We start from the raw sequence: 16,377 nt of genomic DNA, 5'->3' as shown, positions 1-16,377 counted from the left end.
GATAAGGGCGCATCCCCCCGTTTTGGATACCCCCATGAACTACTTGAGGAACGTCAGGGTTGCCTGGCGTCTTGGGCTGGGCTTTGGCCTGTTGCTGCTGCTGGTTGCCGCCGTGGTGGCCACCGGCGCCACTGCCAGTGTCGTGCAGAAGCGCGCGATGCAGCAGGTGGTCGACGTCAGCGTGGCCAAGGTGCGCCTGTTGTCGCAGATGCTTGATGCCAACAACCAGATGATGGTGGTGCGCCGCGAGATGCTGATCCGCCAGGGTGATCATCGCACCAGCGACGAGAAGCGCATTGCTGATCTCGTCAAGCGCTACGAGGCCAGCTGGAGCGCCTACCAGGCGCTGCCCAGTGACGCCGAAGGCAAGGCCATCGCTGAAACCATCGCCGCCAAGCGAGCCGTTGCTCGCCCGCTCAACAAGCAGACCAGCGAACTGATGGAGCAGGGCGATTATCCCGGTGCCGTGGCGCTGACCCTGGGCCCGGTGCAGGACGCCGCCAACGGCTGGAACAAGGCGCTGTCCGATGGCGTGGACTTCGAGGAGAAGGAAAGCCGTGAGGCTGCCGCGGAGGCGATCCGCCTGGGCGAGCGCAGCCTGCTGCAGTTGCTGGTGCTGGGCGGCGTTGCGCTGCTTGCTGGCATCGGCGCCTCGGTGATGATCGGCCGCAGCCTGACCGGTCCGCTGGCGCGCGCGGTGAACCTGGCCGAGCGCCTGTCCAAGGGGCAGCTGGACCAGGAGTTCCGCCTCGGTGGCCGCGACGAGCTGACCCAGCTGGGTGAGGCGATGGCCAGCGTGCGCCAGAGTGTGCAGGCGGCGATCGGCGCGCAGTTGCAGATGGCGGAACAGCACGAGGCCGGCGCAATCCGCTATCGCATGGACGCCAGTGCGTTCCCCGGCGATTTCGGCCGCATGGTGCAGGCCACCAACAGCCTGGTCGAATCGCACGTGCAGGTGGAACTGCTGATGGCTGAAGTAATGCAGCGTTACGCCATCGGTGACCTCAGCCGCGACCTGCCGGACTACCCGGGCGAAAAGGGCACGTTGACCCGCACCCTGGCCGCGGTGAAGCAGAGCCTGATGGCGATCAACGCGCAGATCGATGAACTGGCCCGTGCCGCACGCGCCGGCGATTTCAGCATGCGTGGCGATGCCGGGGCCTTCCAGTACCAGTTCAAGACGATGGTCGAGCACCTCAACGGCATGATGGCCAGTTCGCAGGCCAGCATCGCCGATGTTTCCGACGTGCTGCGCGCGATCTCGCATGGCGACCTGACCGCACGCATGGAGGGCGAGTACGAAGGCGTGTTCGCGCGCATGCGCGACGATGCCAACACCACCACCGCGCAGCTGACCGGCATCGTCCGCGGCATCCAGGTGGCTGCCGACAGCATCAACAACGCGGCGCAGGAACTGGCCGCTGGCAACAACGACCTGTCGCGCCGAACCGAGCAGCAGGCGGCCAATCTGGAAGAAGCGGCCGCGTCGATGGAGGAGCTGACCTCCACCGTACGCCAGAACGCCGAACTGGCGCGTCAGGCCGACAGCGAAGCGCACGCTGCCGGCGCCGCCGTGCGCGAGACCGAGCAGGCGATGGCACAGATGGCATCGGTGATGGGCGAGATTGATCAGTCCTCGGCACGCATCTCGGAAATCTCCACGGTGATCGACGGCATCGCGTTCCAGACCAACATCCTGGCGCTGAATGCTGCAGTGGAAGCCGCGCGCGCGGGCGAGCAGGGGCGTGGCTTTGCGGTGGTCGCCAGCGAGGTGCGTACGCTCGCGCAGCGTGCCGGTGTCGCCGCCAAGGAAATCAAGGAGCTGATCGAAGACGCCGCTGCAAAGGTGAAGAGTGGCCTGGCCGTCACTGTTGAATCGGAAGCCGCGATCGCCCGCGTGGCCCAGGCCAGCTCGCGCACCACGCAGCTGATGAGCGACATCGCAGCGGCCAGCAAGGAACAGGCCGCCGGCATCGAGCAGGTCAACCAAGTGGTGGTGCAGATGGACCAGGTGACCCAGCAGAACGCTGCGCTGGTGGAAGAAGCCACTGCCGCCAGCCGCGCGCTGGAGGAACAGGCGCATGCACTGACCACGTCGATGGCGGTATTCAAGATGGAAGGCGCGGCGGTCTCCGCTGCGCCCCGTCGCGCAGCCTGAGCGGGCTGCCACTGCAGCGACAGGAATACGGCCGCCTTGAGCGGCCGTATTTCGCTGGAAGGGCCCCATCTACTGCTGCAGGCCCGTGCTGATGCTGACGCAGCCGAAGTTGCGGCATGGATGAGGACACTCCCCTTCTGACCGAAGCATCAGCCGCGCGCACGCGTACGCGCAGCTTTCTTCGCCGCCACTTTGCGCACGGACTTCTTCGCGGCCCGCGTCTTGGCTGCCTTCTTCGCGGCGGCGCTCCGCGAGGCGGCCGTACTCCCCTTCTTTGCCGCAGCCTTCTTCGCTGTCTTCTTTGCGGCCTTCTTTGTCGCGGTCGTGCGAGCCGGTGCCTTCTTTGCCACCGCCTTCTTTGCCACCGCTTTCTTCGCCGGCGCCTTCTTCGCTGCCGTCTTCCTGGTTGTCGACGTCTTGGCGGTCTTCTTGCGGGTCGCCTTCTTTGTAGTTTTGCGTGCACTGCCGTTACGCTTGCCGCCGCCGTCCTGCTTGTTCACGGTGGCCCAGGCAATGCGCTCGGCGGTGCCTTCACTCGCGCCGCGATCACGTTCGCTTTCCTCGATGTGCTCGGCCTGGCGCTTCTGCTTTTCGGTATATGCGGATTTGTCACCACGGGGCATGACTATTCTCCTGTCGTTGTGGTCAGGCCAGCAGGCGCAGCTTGGGCTCACGCGCCCACTGGCGGGTGGCGGCCGCCGCCAGGAATGCCTTGGCGTCTTCCGCTTCGACGATGCCGGCATCGTTGCCGACCCGCGCCGCCTTCAGCAGCGCTTGGCCTCCCGCGTCGCTGGCGATGGCCTTCAGGTGTGCCCACGCCTGGCTGACGAACTCCAGCGCGGCGCTCTCTTTCGACAACGCCTTTGATGCCTCTGCGCTCAGCACCACGGCCACCGCATCGAACACAGCCGATGGCGTGCCTGCCAGTTGCCCATCCGCCGCCTGCATCGCGCCATCGCTCAGCGTGGCGCCACCGACTTTGGGCGCGACCAGCTTCACGTCTGCACCTGCTTTCCTGGCTGCCTTGCTCAGGCTGGCAATGATGCGGGCGTCGGAGCCTTCGTCGAACAGAATGCCGATGCAGCGACCCTGCAGGGTAGGCTTGTTGCGTCCGATCACACGCACCTCGGGAGCGGGAGGCATGTCCCGCGCCGGGGTGGCGGTGGGTGCCGGGTCGGGCAGGGCGGGCAAGGCCAGACCATCGGCCACGCGCCGCGCCAGTGAGTCATCGATGTTGCGCAGGTGGCTGACGGTACGTACCCGCACCTTCAGCGTTTCCACCTTGGACAACTCGAACACCAGCGCCGATGCCAGGTGCGCCTGCTCCGGCGTTTCAAGGCTGCGGAAGAACATGCGGGCCTGGCTGTAGTGGTCGGCGAAACTCTCCGCGCGGGTACGGCCCTTGCGGCCATCGTCGGCGCTGGCGTGGCTGCGGAAACCCGCAGGCGTCTCACGCGGTGAGTCCTCCTGCAGCGAACTGGGATCGTAGGCCACCCGGCCCTTGGGCACGTGCATCTGCATGTGGCCATCGCGCTGATGATTGGCGAATGGGCACTTCGGGGCATTCACCGGGATCTGGTGGAAATTCGGGCCGCCAAGACGCAGCAGTTGGGTGTCCAGGTAGGAGAACAGGCGGCCCTGCAGCAGTGGGTCGTTGCTGAAGTCGATGCCCGGCGGCACGTTGGCCGGGCAGAACGCCACCTGTTCGGTCTCGGCGAAGAAGTTGTCGGGCCAGCGGTCCAGCACCATGCGCCCGATCACCTGCAACGGCACCAGCGATTCGGGAATGATCTTGGTCGGGTCCAGGTGATCGAACGGGAATGCGTCGGCTTCTTCTTCGGTGAACAACTGCACCGCCAGCTCCCATTCGGGAAAGTCGCCGCGCTGGATGGCCTCGAACAGGTCGCGGCGATGGAAGTCATTGTCGGCTGACTGCAGCTTCAGCGCTTCGTCCCAGACCGTTGACTGGACGCCCAGCTTTGGCCGCCAATGGAACTTGACGAAGGTCGACTCGCCCGCCTCGTTCAGCAGGCGGAAACTGTGCACGCCGAAGCCTTCGATCATGCGCAGCGAGCGCGGAATGGCACGGTCGCTCATTGCCCACATGATCATGTGCATCGACTCGGGCATCAGCGAAATGAAGTCCCAGAAGGTGTCGTGGGCCGAGGCGGCCTGCGGGAAGGCACGGTCCGGTTCCATCTTCACTGCGTGCACCAGGTCCGGGAATTTCATGGCGTCCTGGATGAAGAACACCGGAATGTTGTTGCCGACCAGGTCCCAGTTGCCCTCCCTGGTATAGAACTTGACCGCGAAGCCGCGCACGTCGCGCGGGGTATCCACCGAGCCTGCGCCACCGGCCACGGTCGAGAAGCGGGTGAATACGGGTGTCTTCACCCCTACCTCGGTCAGGATGCGCGCGCGGGTATGGGCGGCCAGTGACCGGGTCAACTCGAAGTAGCCATGTGCTGCGCTGCCACGTGCATGCACGATGCGCTCGGGAATGCGTTCGTGATCGAAGTGGGTGATCTTTTCACGCAGGATGAAGTCCTCCAGCAGCGTGGGCCCCCGAGGCCCCTGTCGCAGGGAGTTCTGGTTGTCTGCCACCGGGATGCCCTGATCGGTGGTCATCACCGGATGGCTGCCCCCGGCCTGCTGGTGGAGCTCATCGCCATTGCCCCGTGGGTGGCTTTCGGGCGGGGTGGTTGCGCGCTTGCCGGTCGGCTTGCTGGCGGCCATGGAGGGTGGCTCCGGATCGTCAAAGGGAACCACGACACTGGAACCGAGCCCGTTAAACCCCGGTCCGGCAAAGGTGAACGTACGGGCAAAAGCGGGCTCGGGTATGCTTGCCGCATGCGAGTCGAGCCCGCCGACATCGAAGCCTTGTTCGACGCCATCCCGGACGTGCTGTTCTTCATCAAGGACCGCCAGGGGCGGTACACCCACGTCAACCAGACCATGCTGCGACGGCTGGGCCTGCGCGCGCGCAAGGACGTGATCGGGCGCACGGCGGCCGAGATCTACCCGACCGGCCTCAGCGCGGACTATGTCGACCAGGATGCCCGCGTGCTGTCCGGCGAGGTGATCGAGAACCTGATGGAGCTGCACCTGTTCGCCAACCGCGAACCGGGCTGGTGCCTGACCTGCAAGCGCCCGCTGCTGGTCGATGGCGCCATCGAGGGCCTGATCGGCATTTCCCGCGACCTGGGCCAGAAGGACAGCCTCGGCACCCAGTACGAGCAGCTGCGGCTGGCGCTGGCCCACCTCAACGCGCACTACGCCGAGAACGTGCGCATGCAGACCCTGCTGGACATCACCGGCTTCTCGCTGTCCAAGCTGGAGCGCAGCTTCCGCAAGGTGTTCCAGATGACCCCGCAGCAGGTGCTGACCCGGCTGCGGATCCAGATGGCCATGCACCTGCTGCACGGTGACGAGAGCATCGCCAGCATCGGCCAGGCCTGCGGTTTCAGCGACCAGAGCGCCTTTACCCGCAAGTTCAAGGCTGAAACCGGTTTCTCGCCGCGTGCCTACCGCGCCCGTATTGGCGGTGGTGTCGGCGAGCCGGCGCTGGCCTGAGCCGGCTGCTGCGCTGTGCCTATCCCCGCGGGCATGGGACAGGGTAAGGTGTCGCCCCTGTAGCCCGCCGCCAGCCCTGCCGATGCCCAACTCGATTCCGACCGCTTCGCCCTCCCGCCTCGGACATTCGCTCAAGCCCCGCCAGCTGATCATGATGGGTCTGGGCAGTGCCATCGGCGCCGGCCTGTTCCTCGGTTCGGGCGTGGGTGTGCAGGCGGCCGGTCCGGCCGTTCTGGTCTCGTACTTGGTCGCTGGCGCGCTGGTGATCATCGTGATGAACGCTCTGGGCGAAATGGCGGCGGCCAAACCGACCAGCGGCGCGTTCTCGGTCTATGCCGCCGATGCCATGGGCGCCACCGCCGGTGCCACCGTCGGCTGGTTGTGGTGGGTGCAGCTGGTGATCGTGATCGCCGCCGAAGCGGTAGGCGCGGCCGGGCTGCTGGCCACGGTCTGGCCTGCGGTGCCGGTGCCGATGGCAGCGTTGGCCTTCATGCTGTTCTTCACCGCGATCAACCTGCTCGGGGTGAAGAACTTCGGCGAGTTCGAATTCTGGTTCGCCATCCTGAAAGTGGCGGCGATCCTGGCGTTCATTGCCATCGGTGTGGCGCTGCTGATGGGTTGGCTCCCGCAGGTGACCTCGCCTGGGCTGAGCAACTTCACCGAGCATGGTGGTTTTGCGCCGAAGGGCCTGGCCGGTATTGGCGCTGCACTGCTGGTTGTCGTTTTTGCCTTCGGCGGCACCGAGATCGTGGCCGTTGCGGCGGCGGAGACCGAAGATCCGGAGCGCAGCATCGCCCGTGCCATCCGCACCGTGGCGTGGCGCATCCTGGTGTTCTACATCGGCTCGCTGAGCGTGATCATCGCCGTGGTGCCGTGGACCAGCGAAGCGTTGAAGTCGCCCTTCGCCGCTGTGCTGGACATTGCCCGTATTCCGGGTGCCGGCAGCGCCATCACCCTGATCGCGGTGATCGCGCTGCTGTCGGCACTCAATGCCAACCTCTACGGCGCCTCGCGCATGATGTATTCACTGGCGCAGCGCCGCGAAGCCCCGGCCGTGCTGGGCTGGACCGATCCGCGCCAGGTGCCGGTGATTGCCGTGCTGGCCAGCGTGCTGTTCGGTTTCGCCGCCACGGTGATGGAACTGCTGTTCCCGGACCGGGTGCTGCCGGTGCTGCTGAACATCGTCGGTTCGACCTGCCTGCTGGTGTGGACGCTGTCGCTGGTCTCACAACTGGTGTTGCGCCGCCGCGCGGATCGTCTGGGTACCCGGCTGCCGTTCCGCATGGCGGGCTTCCCGTGGCTGACCTGCTGCGCGCTGGCGATCCTGGCGCTGATCTTCGGCCTGCTGCTGAGCGAGTCGCACACCCGCCTGCAGTTCCTGTCGATGGTGGCGCTGACCGCCACGATCGCCGCCGGCAGCGCCATCGCGCGGCGCATGCGCGAGGCGTGATTCTGTAGAGCCGACCCTACGGTCGAGGCTGCTGTTTGCGCGATCGCCAGCCGAGCATGGGCTCGGCTCTACAACAGGCACACACTCCGCGTGGCACTGTGCGCAGGTGGGCCGCCAGCGGCCCGTCGACCAGGAGTACCGCATGCTGCGCAGCCGTCCCTTCCTGATGTTCACCGGCCAGGCCGAGGCCGCGCTGGCCCTGTACGCCGAAGCCTTTGCCGATTTCCGCCTGCTGGCCCTGCAACGCCACCCCGAGGGGGCCGGCGCCGGCGTACCCGGACAGGTCCGCCAGGCCATCTTCCTGCTCGGTGGCACCCATTACCTGTGCTTCGACAGCCTGGATGTGCACGACTTCACCTTCAGCCCGTCGATCTCGCTGTTCGTCGAGTGCTCCGGTGCCGAGCAGTTCGAGCGTGCGGCACGCGTGCTGGGCGAGGGCGGCCATTGGTTGATGCCGGTGGGTGATTACGACTTCAGCAACCGCTATGGCTGGGTGCAGGACCGCTTCGGCGTATCGTGGCAGTTGAGCCTGGGACAGATGCCGGACCCGTGATCGGTTCAGCCGCTGCGCTCGCCGGGCATGGCCCGGCGCTACCGTAAACGAAAACGGCCCGCTTGCGCGGGCCGTTCCGTCAATCACGCTTCGACTTCATCGTCCTTGTAGGCATCGACCGGGATGCAGGCGCACATCACGTTCTTGTCGCCGTACACGTTGTCGACGCGTGCCACCGGCGGCCAGTACTTGCTCTGCTTCAGGCTGGCCAGCGGGAAGGCGGCCAGTTCGCGCGGATAGGCGTGGGTCCACTCGCTGGCGGTCACCGCGGTGGCGGTGTGCGGGGCGTTCTTCAGCGGGTTGTCCTCGCGGTCCAGGCGACCGTCTTCGATCGCGCTGATTTCCTCTCGGATCTGGATCATCGCGTTGATGAAACGGTCCAGCTCATGCAGCGACTCGCTCTCGGTTGGCTCGACCATCAGCGTGCCGGCCACCGGGAAGCTCAGGGTCGGGGCGTGGAATCCGAAGTCGATCAGGCGCTTGGCGACGTCCTCGGCGCCGATGCCGCTGGTCTTCTCCAGCGGGCGCACGTCGAGGATGCACTCGTGCGCCACCAGGCCGTTGCGGCCGGTGTACAGCGTCTTGAAGTGCGGCGCCAGGCGCTTGGCGATGTAGTTGGCGTTGAGCTGCGCGACCTGGGTGGCCTTGCGCAGGCCTTCGCGGCCCATCATCGCGATGTACATCCAGCTGATCGGCAGGATCGAGGCGCTGCCGAAGCTGGCGGCGCTGACCATGCCGACCGGGCCGTTGTCACCCAGCTTGCCCGGCAGGAACGGGGCCAGGTGTTCCTTGACCGCGCACGGGCCAACGCCCGGGCCGCCACCGCCGTGCGGAATGCAGAAGGTCTTGTGCAGGTTCAGGTGCGAAACGTCCGAACCCCACTTGCCGGGCTTGGCCACGCCGACCAGGGCGTTCATGTTGGCGCCGTCGGTGTACACCTGGCCGCCGTGCTTGTGGATGATCTCGCAGATCTCGACCACCTCTTCCTCGAACACGCCGTGCGTGGACGGGTAGGTCATCATGATCGCGGCCAGGCGGTCGCTGTACTTCTCGGCGTTGAGGCGGATGTCTTCCACATCGACATTGCCGTTGGCATCGGTCTTGGTGACCACCACCTTCATGCCGCACATCTGCGCCGAGGCCGGGTTGGTGCCGTGCGCCGAATCCGGGATCAGGCAGATGTCGCGGTGGCCTTCGCCGCGCGAGCGGTGGTAGGCGCGGATCGCCAGCAGGCCGGCGTACTCGCCCTGTGCGCCGGAGTTCGGCTGCAGGCTGACCGCGTCGTAGCCGGTGCATTCGACCAGCATCGCTTCCAGCGAATCAATCAGTTCCTTGTAGCCCAGCGCCTGGTCGGCCGGCACCAGCGGGTGGATCTGCGAGAACTCCGGCCAGGTCACCGGGATCATCTCGGCGGTGGCGTTGAGCTTCATGGTGCACGAACCCAGCGGGATCATCGTGCGGTCCATCGCCAGGTCCTTGTCGGCCAGCGAACGCAGGTAGCGCAGCAGTTCGTGCTCGCTGTGGTGGGTGTTGAACACCGGATGGGTCAGGAACGCAGACTGGCGCAGCAGGCCGGCCGGCAGCGCGTCGGCGGTGCTTGCGTCCAGCGCATCGATGTCGGCCTGCGCGCCGAACACGGCGGCCAGCGCGACCACGTCGGCGCGGGTGGCGGTCTCGTCCAGGCTGATGCCGACCGAGTCGCTGTCGATCGCGCGCAGGTTGTAACCGGCGGCGCGTGCCTTGGCATGGATCTCATCGGCGTGCACGCCGGTGACGTGCAGGGTGTCGAAGAAGTCGCCACCGACCTGTACGCCGGCGTTGCGCAGTGCCGCAGCCAGGATGGCGGCCAGGCGGTGGGTGCGGCGGGCGATGCGGGTCAGGCCTTCCGGGCCATGGTAGACCGCATACATCGAGGCCATCACTGCCAGCAGCACCTGTGCGGTACAGATGTTGGAGGTGGCCTTCTCGCGGCGGATGTGCTGCTCACGGGTCTGCAGGGTCAGTCGGTATGCCGGGTTGCCCTGGGCATCGACCGAAACGCCGATCAGGCGGCCCGGCATCGAGCGCTTGTAGGCGTCACGGCAGGCCATGAAGGCGGCGTGCGGGCCACCGAAGCCGAACGGCACGCCGAAACGCTGGCTGTTGCCGACCACGATGTCCGCGCCCCATTCGCCCGGGGCAGCCAGCAGGGTCAGGGCCAGCAGGTCGGTGGCCACGGCCACCAGGCCGCCGCGTGCGTGCACGGCATCGACCAGCGCCTTGTAGTCACCGACCTGGCCGAAGGTGTCCGGGTACTGCAGCAGCAGGCCGAAGGCTTCTGCTTCCAGTGCCTCGGCCGGGGTGCCGACGCGCAGCACGATGCCCATGGGCTCGGCGCGGGTGCGCAGCAGTTCCAGGGTCTGCGGGTGCACGGCATCGTGCACGAAGAAGGTGTCCGACTTCGACTTGGCCGAACGCTTGGCCAGGGTCATCGCTTCGGCGGCGGCAGTGGCTTCGTCCAGCAGCGAGGCGTTGGCGATCTCCATACCGGTCAGGTCGGCGCACAGGGTCTGGAAGTTGATCAGCGCTTCCATGCGGCCCTGCGAGATTTCCGCCTGGTACGGGGTGTAGGCGGTGTACCAGGCCGGGTTTTCCAGGATGTTGCGCAGGATCACGTTCGGCGTGTGGGTACCGTAGTAGCCCTGGCCGATGAAGCTGCGCAGCACGGTGTTCTTGTCGGCGATCGCGCGGATCTTCGCCAGTGCCTGCACTTCGGTCATCGACTCCGGCAGCGCCAGCGGCGCCGGCGACTTGATCTTGGCCGGCACGATGGCATCGGTCATCGCATCCAGCGACGCGTGGCCGACGACGTCGAGCATCTGCGCGATCTCGGCATCGTTGGGGCCGATGTGACGCTCGACGAACGCATTGTGGTGCTCGAGCTCACGCAGGGAAGGGGTGTTCTGGGACATGGCGAAGGATCCGTCAGGAAAGGGCACACGCACGGGCACAAGCCGCCGGTCGGCGGTCTGCGGGGCGCCCCTCTGTCCTTTTGCCTGAGAGTTTGGAAGCGCGGAAAACCGCAGCTTCGTGCCCCTTCGGCGCCGGATCGAACCGGTCTCTCCAGAGTTCTGTTACGGGTGGTATCGGGCCTGAGCGATTACGGGCGTTGCGCCTTCGGCAGCGGTGTTCCGCTTCTCCCACCGTGTTGCCCGCGGATTATAGCCCGTTGCGGGCCCGCTGGCCGCCTCCCGGCACGGCCCCGCGGCTGAATGGCCGATGGCCCGGCCATGCGTTCTGTGCACCGCTGCATGGCATCGGGCGCAATCCCCACCTATGATGGGCGGATACCTGAATTCATCTGGCGCCCTCCCTGCAGACGGGGACCGGCGCCCGCCGTGCGTGCCGCGCATGGCCCTGCCGGACGCCTTTCCCATGACAGCCGCTGTTGCTCCCTCCACCCGCCGCATGGCCCTGCTGCTTGCCGGCCTGGCCATGTTCGGCCCGTTCTCGATCGACACCATCTTCCCGGCCTTCCCGCAGCTGGCCCGGCGCCTGGCGGTGGACGAGGTGGCGGTGCAGCAGACCATCAGCGTCTACCTGCTGTTCTACGGACTGATGAGCCTGGCGCACGGTCCGCTGTCCGACGCCTGGGGCCGCAAGCGGGTGATCCTCGGTGGCCTGGTGGTGTTCGTCGGCGCCTCGGTGGGCTGCGCACTGTCCACCGACCTGACCACGCTGCTGGCTTTCCGTGCGCTGCAGGGCCTGTCGGCGGGTGTCGGCATGATCGTCGGCCGCGCGGTGATCCGCGACCTGTACCACGGCCATGACGCGCAGCGGCTGATGAGCCAGGTGTCCATGCTGTTCGGCATCGCCCCGGCCATCGCGCCGATCATCGGTGGCTGGATCCTGCTCAGTGGCGCGGGGTGGCCGCTGATCTTCTGGTTCCTGGTGGTGTTCGGGCTGGTCCTGCTGGCGGCCACTGCACGCTACCTGCCCGAGACCCATCCCGTCGAAGCGCGCGTGCCGTTGTCGCCGCGCGCGTTGATGCGCGATTACGTGCGCATCGGTTTCAACCCTCGCTTCCTGCGCCTGGCACTGGCCGGCAGCATCGGCTTTGGTGGAATCTTCCTGTACATCTCCTCGGCGCCGGTGTTCGTGATGCAGCACCTGCACCTGGGCGAGGGCGGTTTCGCCTGGTTGTTCATCCCGACCATCGGCGGCATGACCACCGGCTCATTCCTGTCCGGGCGCATGGCCGGGCACACCACGCCCACCCGCCAGGTCTCCATTGGTTTCGGCCTGTGCGCATTGTCAGTGCTGTTGAACGTTGGCTACGTGGTGCTGTCGCCACAGTTCGTGCTGCCATGGGCGGTACTGCCGATCTTCCTGGGTGGCATGGGCATGGCGCTGATCTTCCCGATCCTGGCGCTGGCGGTGCTGGACATGTATCCGCACCAGCGCGGCCTGGCCTCGTCGCTGCAGGCCTTCGTGCAGCTGATGATCAGCACCGTGGTGGCCGGCGTGGTGTCGCCGTTGCTCAGTGCCAGCCCGCTGCACCTGGCGCTGGGCCAGGCCGCGTTCTTTGGCGCCGGCTTCGTGTTCTGGTACTGGGAGCACCGGCTTGAGCGCGCGGCGCAGGCAGCCTGCACGGGCGATTGAGCAGCGCGCAGGGGTAGGGCACGCCGCGATGCCCGTAACGCTTGCGGCGAGGAACGACCGGACTAGGCTGGGGACTCCAGCCAGCCGGTGCGTGGATGCACGACAGCCAGCCGATCCGATGTCGTTGCATGAGGTTCCCCCATGGCTGCGCAGCAGACCTACCGCCTGTTCGAGGTGGCGCTGAAGGAACGCCGCGTTCTTTCTCCTTCCCTGGACCGCATGGTATTCACCGGTGCCGACGTGGCGCGGATGAAGACCGAAGGCCCGGACCAGCGCATCAAGGTGTTCTTCCCCTTGCCCGGCCAGGACGTGCCGCCGGTGCCCAGCGGCGAGGACTGGTACCCGCGCTACCGGGCGCTGCCGGACGACCAGCGTCCGCCCATGCGCACCTACACCATCCGCCACCTGCGCGCCGAGCAGGGCGAGGTCGACGTTGATTTCGTGCTTCATGGCGAGACCGGGCCGGCCTCGCGCTGGGCCATCCACGCGCGACCGGGCGACCGCGTAGTGCTGCTGGCCCCCGATGCCGACTGTGCCGACAGCAGCGAAGGCTGGGAATGGAAACCGCCGATGGGAGTCGGCCAGGTGCTGCTGGTGGCGGATGAAACCGCGCTGCCGGCGGTGGCCGGCATCCTCGAGGAACTGGCGGCCATGGTCGATCCGCCGCGCACGCTGGCGCTGCTGGAGGTGGCGCAGGCCGGTGATGCCGTGCACCTGAAGGCGCCCTCCAGCGCCGAGCTGGTCTGGCTGCCGCGCGGGCGGGCCGCCTACGGACAGCCGTTGCTGCAGGCGGTCCAGGCGCGGTTGGCAGCGGCCCCGGGCGCGGCTGCCGGCGATGCGCCGGATGAGATCGACGTCGATACGCAGATCCTCTGGGAGCAGGCCGATACCCGCGTGGCCGGACCGCTGTATGCCTGGGTGGCAGGCGAGGCGGCGGCGGTAATGGCGATCCGTCGCCACCTGGTCCGCGACTGCGGGCTGGACCGCCGCGCGATCACCTTCATGGGCTACTGGCGGCACGGCAAGGTGCTGGACTGACCGTGCTGGATCGAGCACGCGTGAAGCAGCGCTGCGGGCGGGGTGCGCTATCCTTGCGCCCCCCTTCGCAGCGGTACCGCACCATGTCCACCAGCTCCAAGACCCGCCGCGACCAGCGCCGTCGCCAGGAAAAACAGGCCGCCAACAAGGCCGCCGCGCAGGCGTCGCCGGTGGAGCCGCATGCCGAACTGCGCGACGCGCAGCGCACCCTGCTGGCCGGTGTCGTTCGCCGCGATGGCGAATGGGTGCTGGGCATGGATGGCCGCATCGCCGGCCACAGCGAGAGCGCTGCGCAGGTGCTGGCGCTGATCATGCAGGCCGGTGAGCTGCACGAACGCAATGGCACGCCGGTGCGCCTGATGTACTCCGACGCGCTGCGCGACGCCGCGTACGCCGAAGCGAAAGAGAAGGGCCAGACCTTCGAGGAGTTCAAGGCCGAGCTGGCCGCGGCGATGGCAGCGAAGAAGAACAGCTGATCCGCCGTGGGTAGCGCCGGGCCATGCCCGGCGAGCGCAGCGGTGCGATGAAGAGCCGCCGGGCATGGCCCGGCGCTACATCAGGGGCGGATCCTCGCGGACCCGCCCCTTTTCTCATTTCGCCGCCGGGGCCGCGTTGGTCTGCCAGCCGCACATCTGGCCTTCGTTCTGCTGCTTCAGCCACTCGTTGACCGGTGTGAAGTACTCGATCATCGGGCCGGCATCGAGCTTGTCGGTGCCGGTCAGCTCCTTCAGCGTGGCCTGCCACGGCTGGCTGGCACCCTTGCTCAGCATCGCCCAGTACTTCTGGCCGGCTTCCTTGTTGCCGTAGAAGGTGCACTCATGCAGCGGGCCCTTGTACCCCGAGGCGTCGCACAGGCCCTTGTAGAACTGGAACTGCAGGATGCGCGCCAGGAAGTAACGGGTGTACGGGGTGTTGCCCGGCACGTGATACTTCGCGCCCGGATCGAAGAATTCTTCGCCACGGCTGCTGGCCGGGGCCACGCCCTGGTACTTGGCCTTCAGGTCCCACCATGCCTTGTTGTAGTTGTCGGCGGTGATCGAGCCATCGAACACGCCCCAGCGCCAGCGGTCGATCATCAGTCCGAATGGCAGGAACGACACGCCCGACAGCGCCATGCGCATCTGGTTGTTGATGACCGCCTCGCGGCTTTCGGTCGGCGCGTCGACCAGGCCGATCGAGCTGAGGTACTTGGGCGTCATCGCCAGCACGATGGTGTCGCCGATCGCTTCATGGAAGCCGTCGTTGGCACCGCCCTGGAACAGCGGCGGCAGCGGGTTGTAGGCCAGGTCGTAATAGATGTGGCCCAGCTCGTGGTAGATGGTGGTGAAATTCTCTTCGTTCGGCTTGATGCACATCTTTGTGCGCACGTCGCCTTCCATGTTCATGTCCCAGGCGCTGGCGTGGCAGACCACGTCGCGGTCGTCAGGCTTGATGAACTGGGTTTTTTCCCAATACGACTGCGGCAGTGACGGCATGCCCAGCGACACGTAGAAGTCCTGCGCGCGCTCGGTCATCTGCTTGGCGGTGCGCAGTTCGGCTTCGCGCTGCGCCTTGTACTGGGCCGCCACACTGGCGTCCTTGCCGGCCTTGGCCAGCGCCGCGCTCAGGTTGGTCTGGTACTGCTTTTCCAGTGCAGCGGTGATGTCCAGGCTGCCGGCACCCGGGTATGGTTCCAGCTGGTCCCACAGGTTGGACCAGTCCTGCTGCCACATGTTGCCCAGCAGGTGCGCGGCGATCAGGCCATTGCCCACTTCGGCCTTGTCCTTGCCGTAGGTCTTGTCCAGCTTGGCGCGCGCATAGCAGTGCAGCTGTTCGTACATCGGCTTGACCTGTTCCCACAGGCGATCGGTTTCCGGGCCGATCTGCTCCGGCGGCATGTCATAGCCGCTGCGCCACATCTGGCCGGCATCGGTGAAGCCCATGCCCTTGGCGCCTTCGTTCACCAGGCCGACGAACTTCTGATAGTCGCCGCGCATGTTCTTGGTGGTGCTGTGCCAGCCCTGCCAGGCGTCGAGCTGCTTGTCGTAGTCGCGGCTGCGTGCCAGCACCTGCTCCAGCTCGCCCAGCTGCCGGCAGGAGTTCGGGTCGTTGGCATCGGTGCAGTACTTGCCGGCGCCATAGCTGCCTTCCATGCGGGTGGCGATCTGGGTCAGCTCGGCCAGTTTGGCCGGGTCGCGCGGCGCCGGCATCGAGGACATCAGCTTCAGCAGGTGGATCGCGCGCTTGCTGTCCTCGCTCATCGGCTTGCCGTCGAACTTGGCGGCCTGTTCGATCCAGCTGTTGAGCTGGGTCAACGAGCGTTCGTTGGCTTTGGCTGCGATGCGTTCGGAATCACTGTTGATGTAGGTGGAGGACAGCCATTGCGCCGAGGTCATCTCCGGGTAGGCGGCCTTGAACTCGGCATTGATGCGGGCCACGAACTGGTCGGCGGTTTCGCCGGCCGGGGCGCTGCTGCTGGCGGTATCGGTGCCTGGAGCAGCTTCCTTCTTGCAGGCGGCCAGGGCCAGCGTGGCGGCGGCGATTGCCGAGGCCAGCAGGAGATGACGGTGTTTCACGGGCGGTCCTTGGGTGGTGAACGACGGCCGAAGGCTAGTGGGCCGTCGCTGCCACCGCAAGTGGCGGAAGTCGGCCGGGCCGCGCCCGGCACCCGCAGAGGCTTTCAAGCAACGGCAAAGCCGAAGCAACAGCAACAGCGGACTATCCGTGGTTTGGCGGGGCGGGTCCGGTTGCGGGGGGCGCCGTAAATCCGTCCATGGAGGCTCGGTCGCGCCATCCATGGCGCTCACGCCCCCGCAACCGGACCCACCCCGCCTTCGACAGATTTCCGCGACCTGTCATTGATCCACGCCATGCGTGGATGCTTTTCGAATTCAATTCGACTATTCGATTCCGATGGAAATTCATCCACGCATGGCGTGGATCTACCAGATCGGGACAATCTGTCAGAGGTGGAGCGGTGTCGGA

The 16,377-nt window shown here is 66.6% G+C and carries 11 protein-coding genes, 1 pseudogene and 1 riboswitch; of the genes and pseudogenes, 8 read left to right on the top strand and 4 right to left on the bottom strand.

Going from position 1 to position 16,377, the window contains the following annotated elements; all coding sequences use genetic code 11:
* Window positions 1-34: 34 nt before the first annotated feature.
* Entirely contained in the window at window positions 35-2,158 is a 2,124-nt protein-coding gene (locus tag G370_RS0107460) for a methyl-accepting chemotaxis protein (RefSeq protein ID WP_019660033.1), read from the top strand.
* A 48-nt stretch (window positions 2,159-2,206) separates the two neighbouring features.
* A pseudogene (locus tag G370_RS1000000122015) lies at window positions 2,207-2,299 on the top strand (alpha/beta fold hydrolase); the annotation flags it as partial.
* 8 nt (window positions 2,300-2,307) lie between these two features.
* Here G370_RS1000000122015 and G370_RS0107455 read toward each other — a convergent pair.
* Both G370_RS0107455 and G370_RS0107450 read right to left on the bottom strand, forming a co-directional pair.
* On the bottom strand, window positions 2,308-2,781 hold the full coding sequence (locus G370_RS0107455) for a hypothetical protein (RefSeq protein ID WP_019660032.1): 474 nt from the start codon (window positions 2,779-2,781) through the stop codon (window positions 2,308-2,310).
* Between the two features lie 22 nt (window positions 2,782-2,803).
* A complete protein-coding gene (locus tag G370_RS0107450; protein WP_019660031.1) occupies window positions 2,804-4,894 on the bottom strand; it encodes a catalase in 2,091 nt (696 codons plus the stop codon).
* Between the two features lie 114 nt (window positions 4,895-5,008).
* Between G370_RS0107450 and G370_RS0107445 the strand changes: the two genes are divergently transcribed.
* The 3 genes from G370_RS0107445 (at window position 5,009) to G370_RS0107435 (ending at window position 7,734) form a co-directional block, all read left to right on the top strand.
* Window positions 5,009-5,731: a helix-turn-helix transcriptional regulator gene (locus tag G370_RS0107445; protein ID WP_019660030.1), complete on the top strand. Its 723-nt coding sequence runs from the start codon at window positions 5,009-5,011 to the stop codon at window positions 5,729-5,731.
* 82 nt (window positions 5,732-5,813) lie between these two features.
* Entirely contained in the window at window positions 5,814-7,181 is a 1,368-nt protein-coding gene (locus tag G370_RS0107440; protein WP_019660029.1) for an amino acid permease, read from the top strand.
* Window positions 7,182-7,323: 142 nt separating this feature from the next.
* A complete protein-coding gene (locus tag G370_RS0107435) occupies window positions 7,324-7,734 on the top strand; it encodes a VOC family protein (protein ID WP_005418291.1) in 411 nt (136 codons plus the stop codon).
* Window positions 7,735-7,817: 83 nt separating this feature from the next.
* Here the strand turns inward: G370_RS0107435 and gcvP are convergent, their stop codons facing one another.
* Window positions 7,818-10,685: an aminomethyl-transferring glycine dehydrogenase gene (gene gcvP / locus G370_RS0107430; RefSeq protein WP_019660028.1), complete on the bottom strand. Its 2,868-nt coding sequence runs from the start codon at window positions 10,683-10,685 to the stop codon at window positions 7,818-7,820.
* A gap of 62 nt (window positions 10,686-10,747) precedes the next feature.
* Window positions 10,748-10,850: riboswitch (glycine riboswitch) on the bottom strand.
* Between the two features lie 298 nt (window positions 10,851-11,148).
* On the opposite strand from gcvP, the gene G370_RS0107425 reads away from it, so the two are divergent.
* The 3 genes from G370_RS0107425 (at window position 11,149) to G370_RS0107415 (ending at window position 13,889) form a co-directional block, all read left to right on the top strand.
* The gene (locus tag G370_RS0107425) at window positions 11,149-12,375 is read left to right on the top strand and encodes a multidrug effflux MFS transporter (RefSeq protein ID WP_026347024.1); all 1,227 of its coding nucleotides are present in this window, start codon (window positions 11,149-11,151) and stop codon (window positions 12,373-12,375) included.
* 141 nt (window positions 12,376-12,516) lie between these two features.
* Window positions 12,517-13,413 (top strand): siderophore-interacting protein, encoded by an 897-nt coding sequence (locus G370_RS0107420; RefSeq protein ID WP_019660027.1) that lies wholly within the window; start codon window positions 12,517-12,519, stop codon window positions 13,411-13,413.
* Between the two features lie 83 nt (window positions 13,414-13,496).
* Window positions 13,497-13,889, top strand: coding sequence for a hypothetical protein (locus G370_RS0107415; RefSeq protein ID WP_019660026.1), 393 nt, complete (start codon window positions 13,497-13,499; stop codon window positions 13,887-13,889).
* 114 nt (window positions 13,890-14,003) lie between these two features.
* On the opposite strand, the gene G370_RS0107410 is transcribed toward G370_RS0107415, so the two are convergent.
* Complete coding sequence (locus G370_RS0107410; RefSeq protein WP_019660025.1) at window positions 14,004-15,968, bottom strand: M2 family metallopeptidase; 1,965 nt, start codon at window positions 15,966-15,968, stop codon at window positions 14,004-14,006.
* Window positions 15,969-16,377 lie beyond the last annotated feature (409 nt).

The sequence above is a fragment of the Stenotrophomonas hibiscicola ATCC 19867 genome (assembly GCF_000382065.1).
Lineage (GTDB): Bacteria > Pseudomonadota > Gammaproteobacteria > Xanthomonadales > Xanthomonadaceae > Stenotrophomonas > Stenotrophomonas hibiscicola.
Note: the sequence above shows the minus strand (reverse complement) of the source record. Positions and strands in the feature narration are given on the sequence as shown.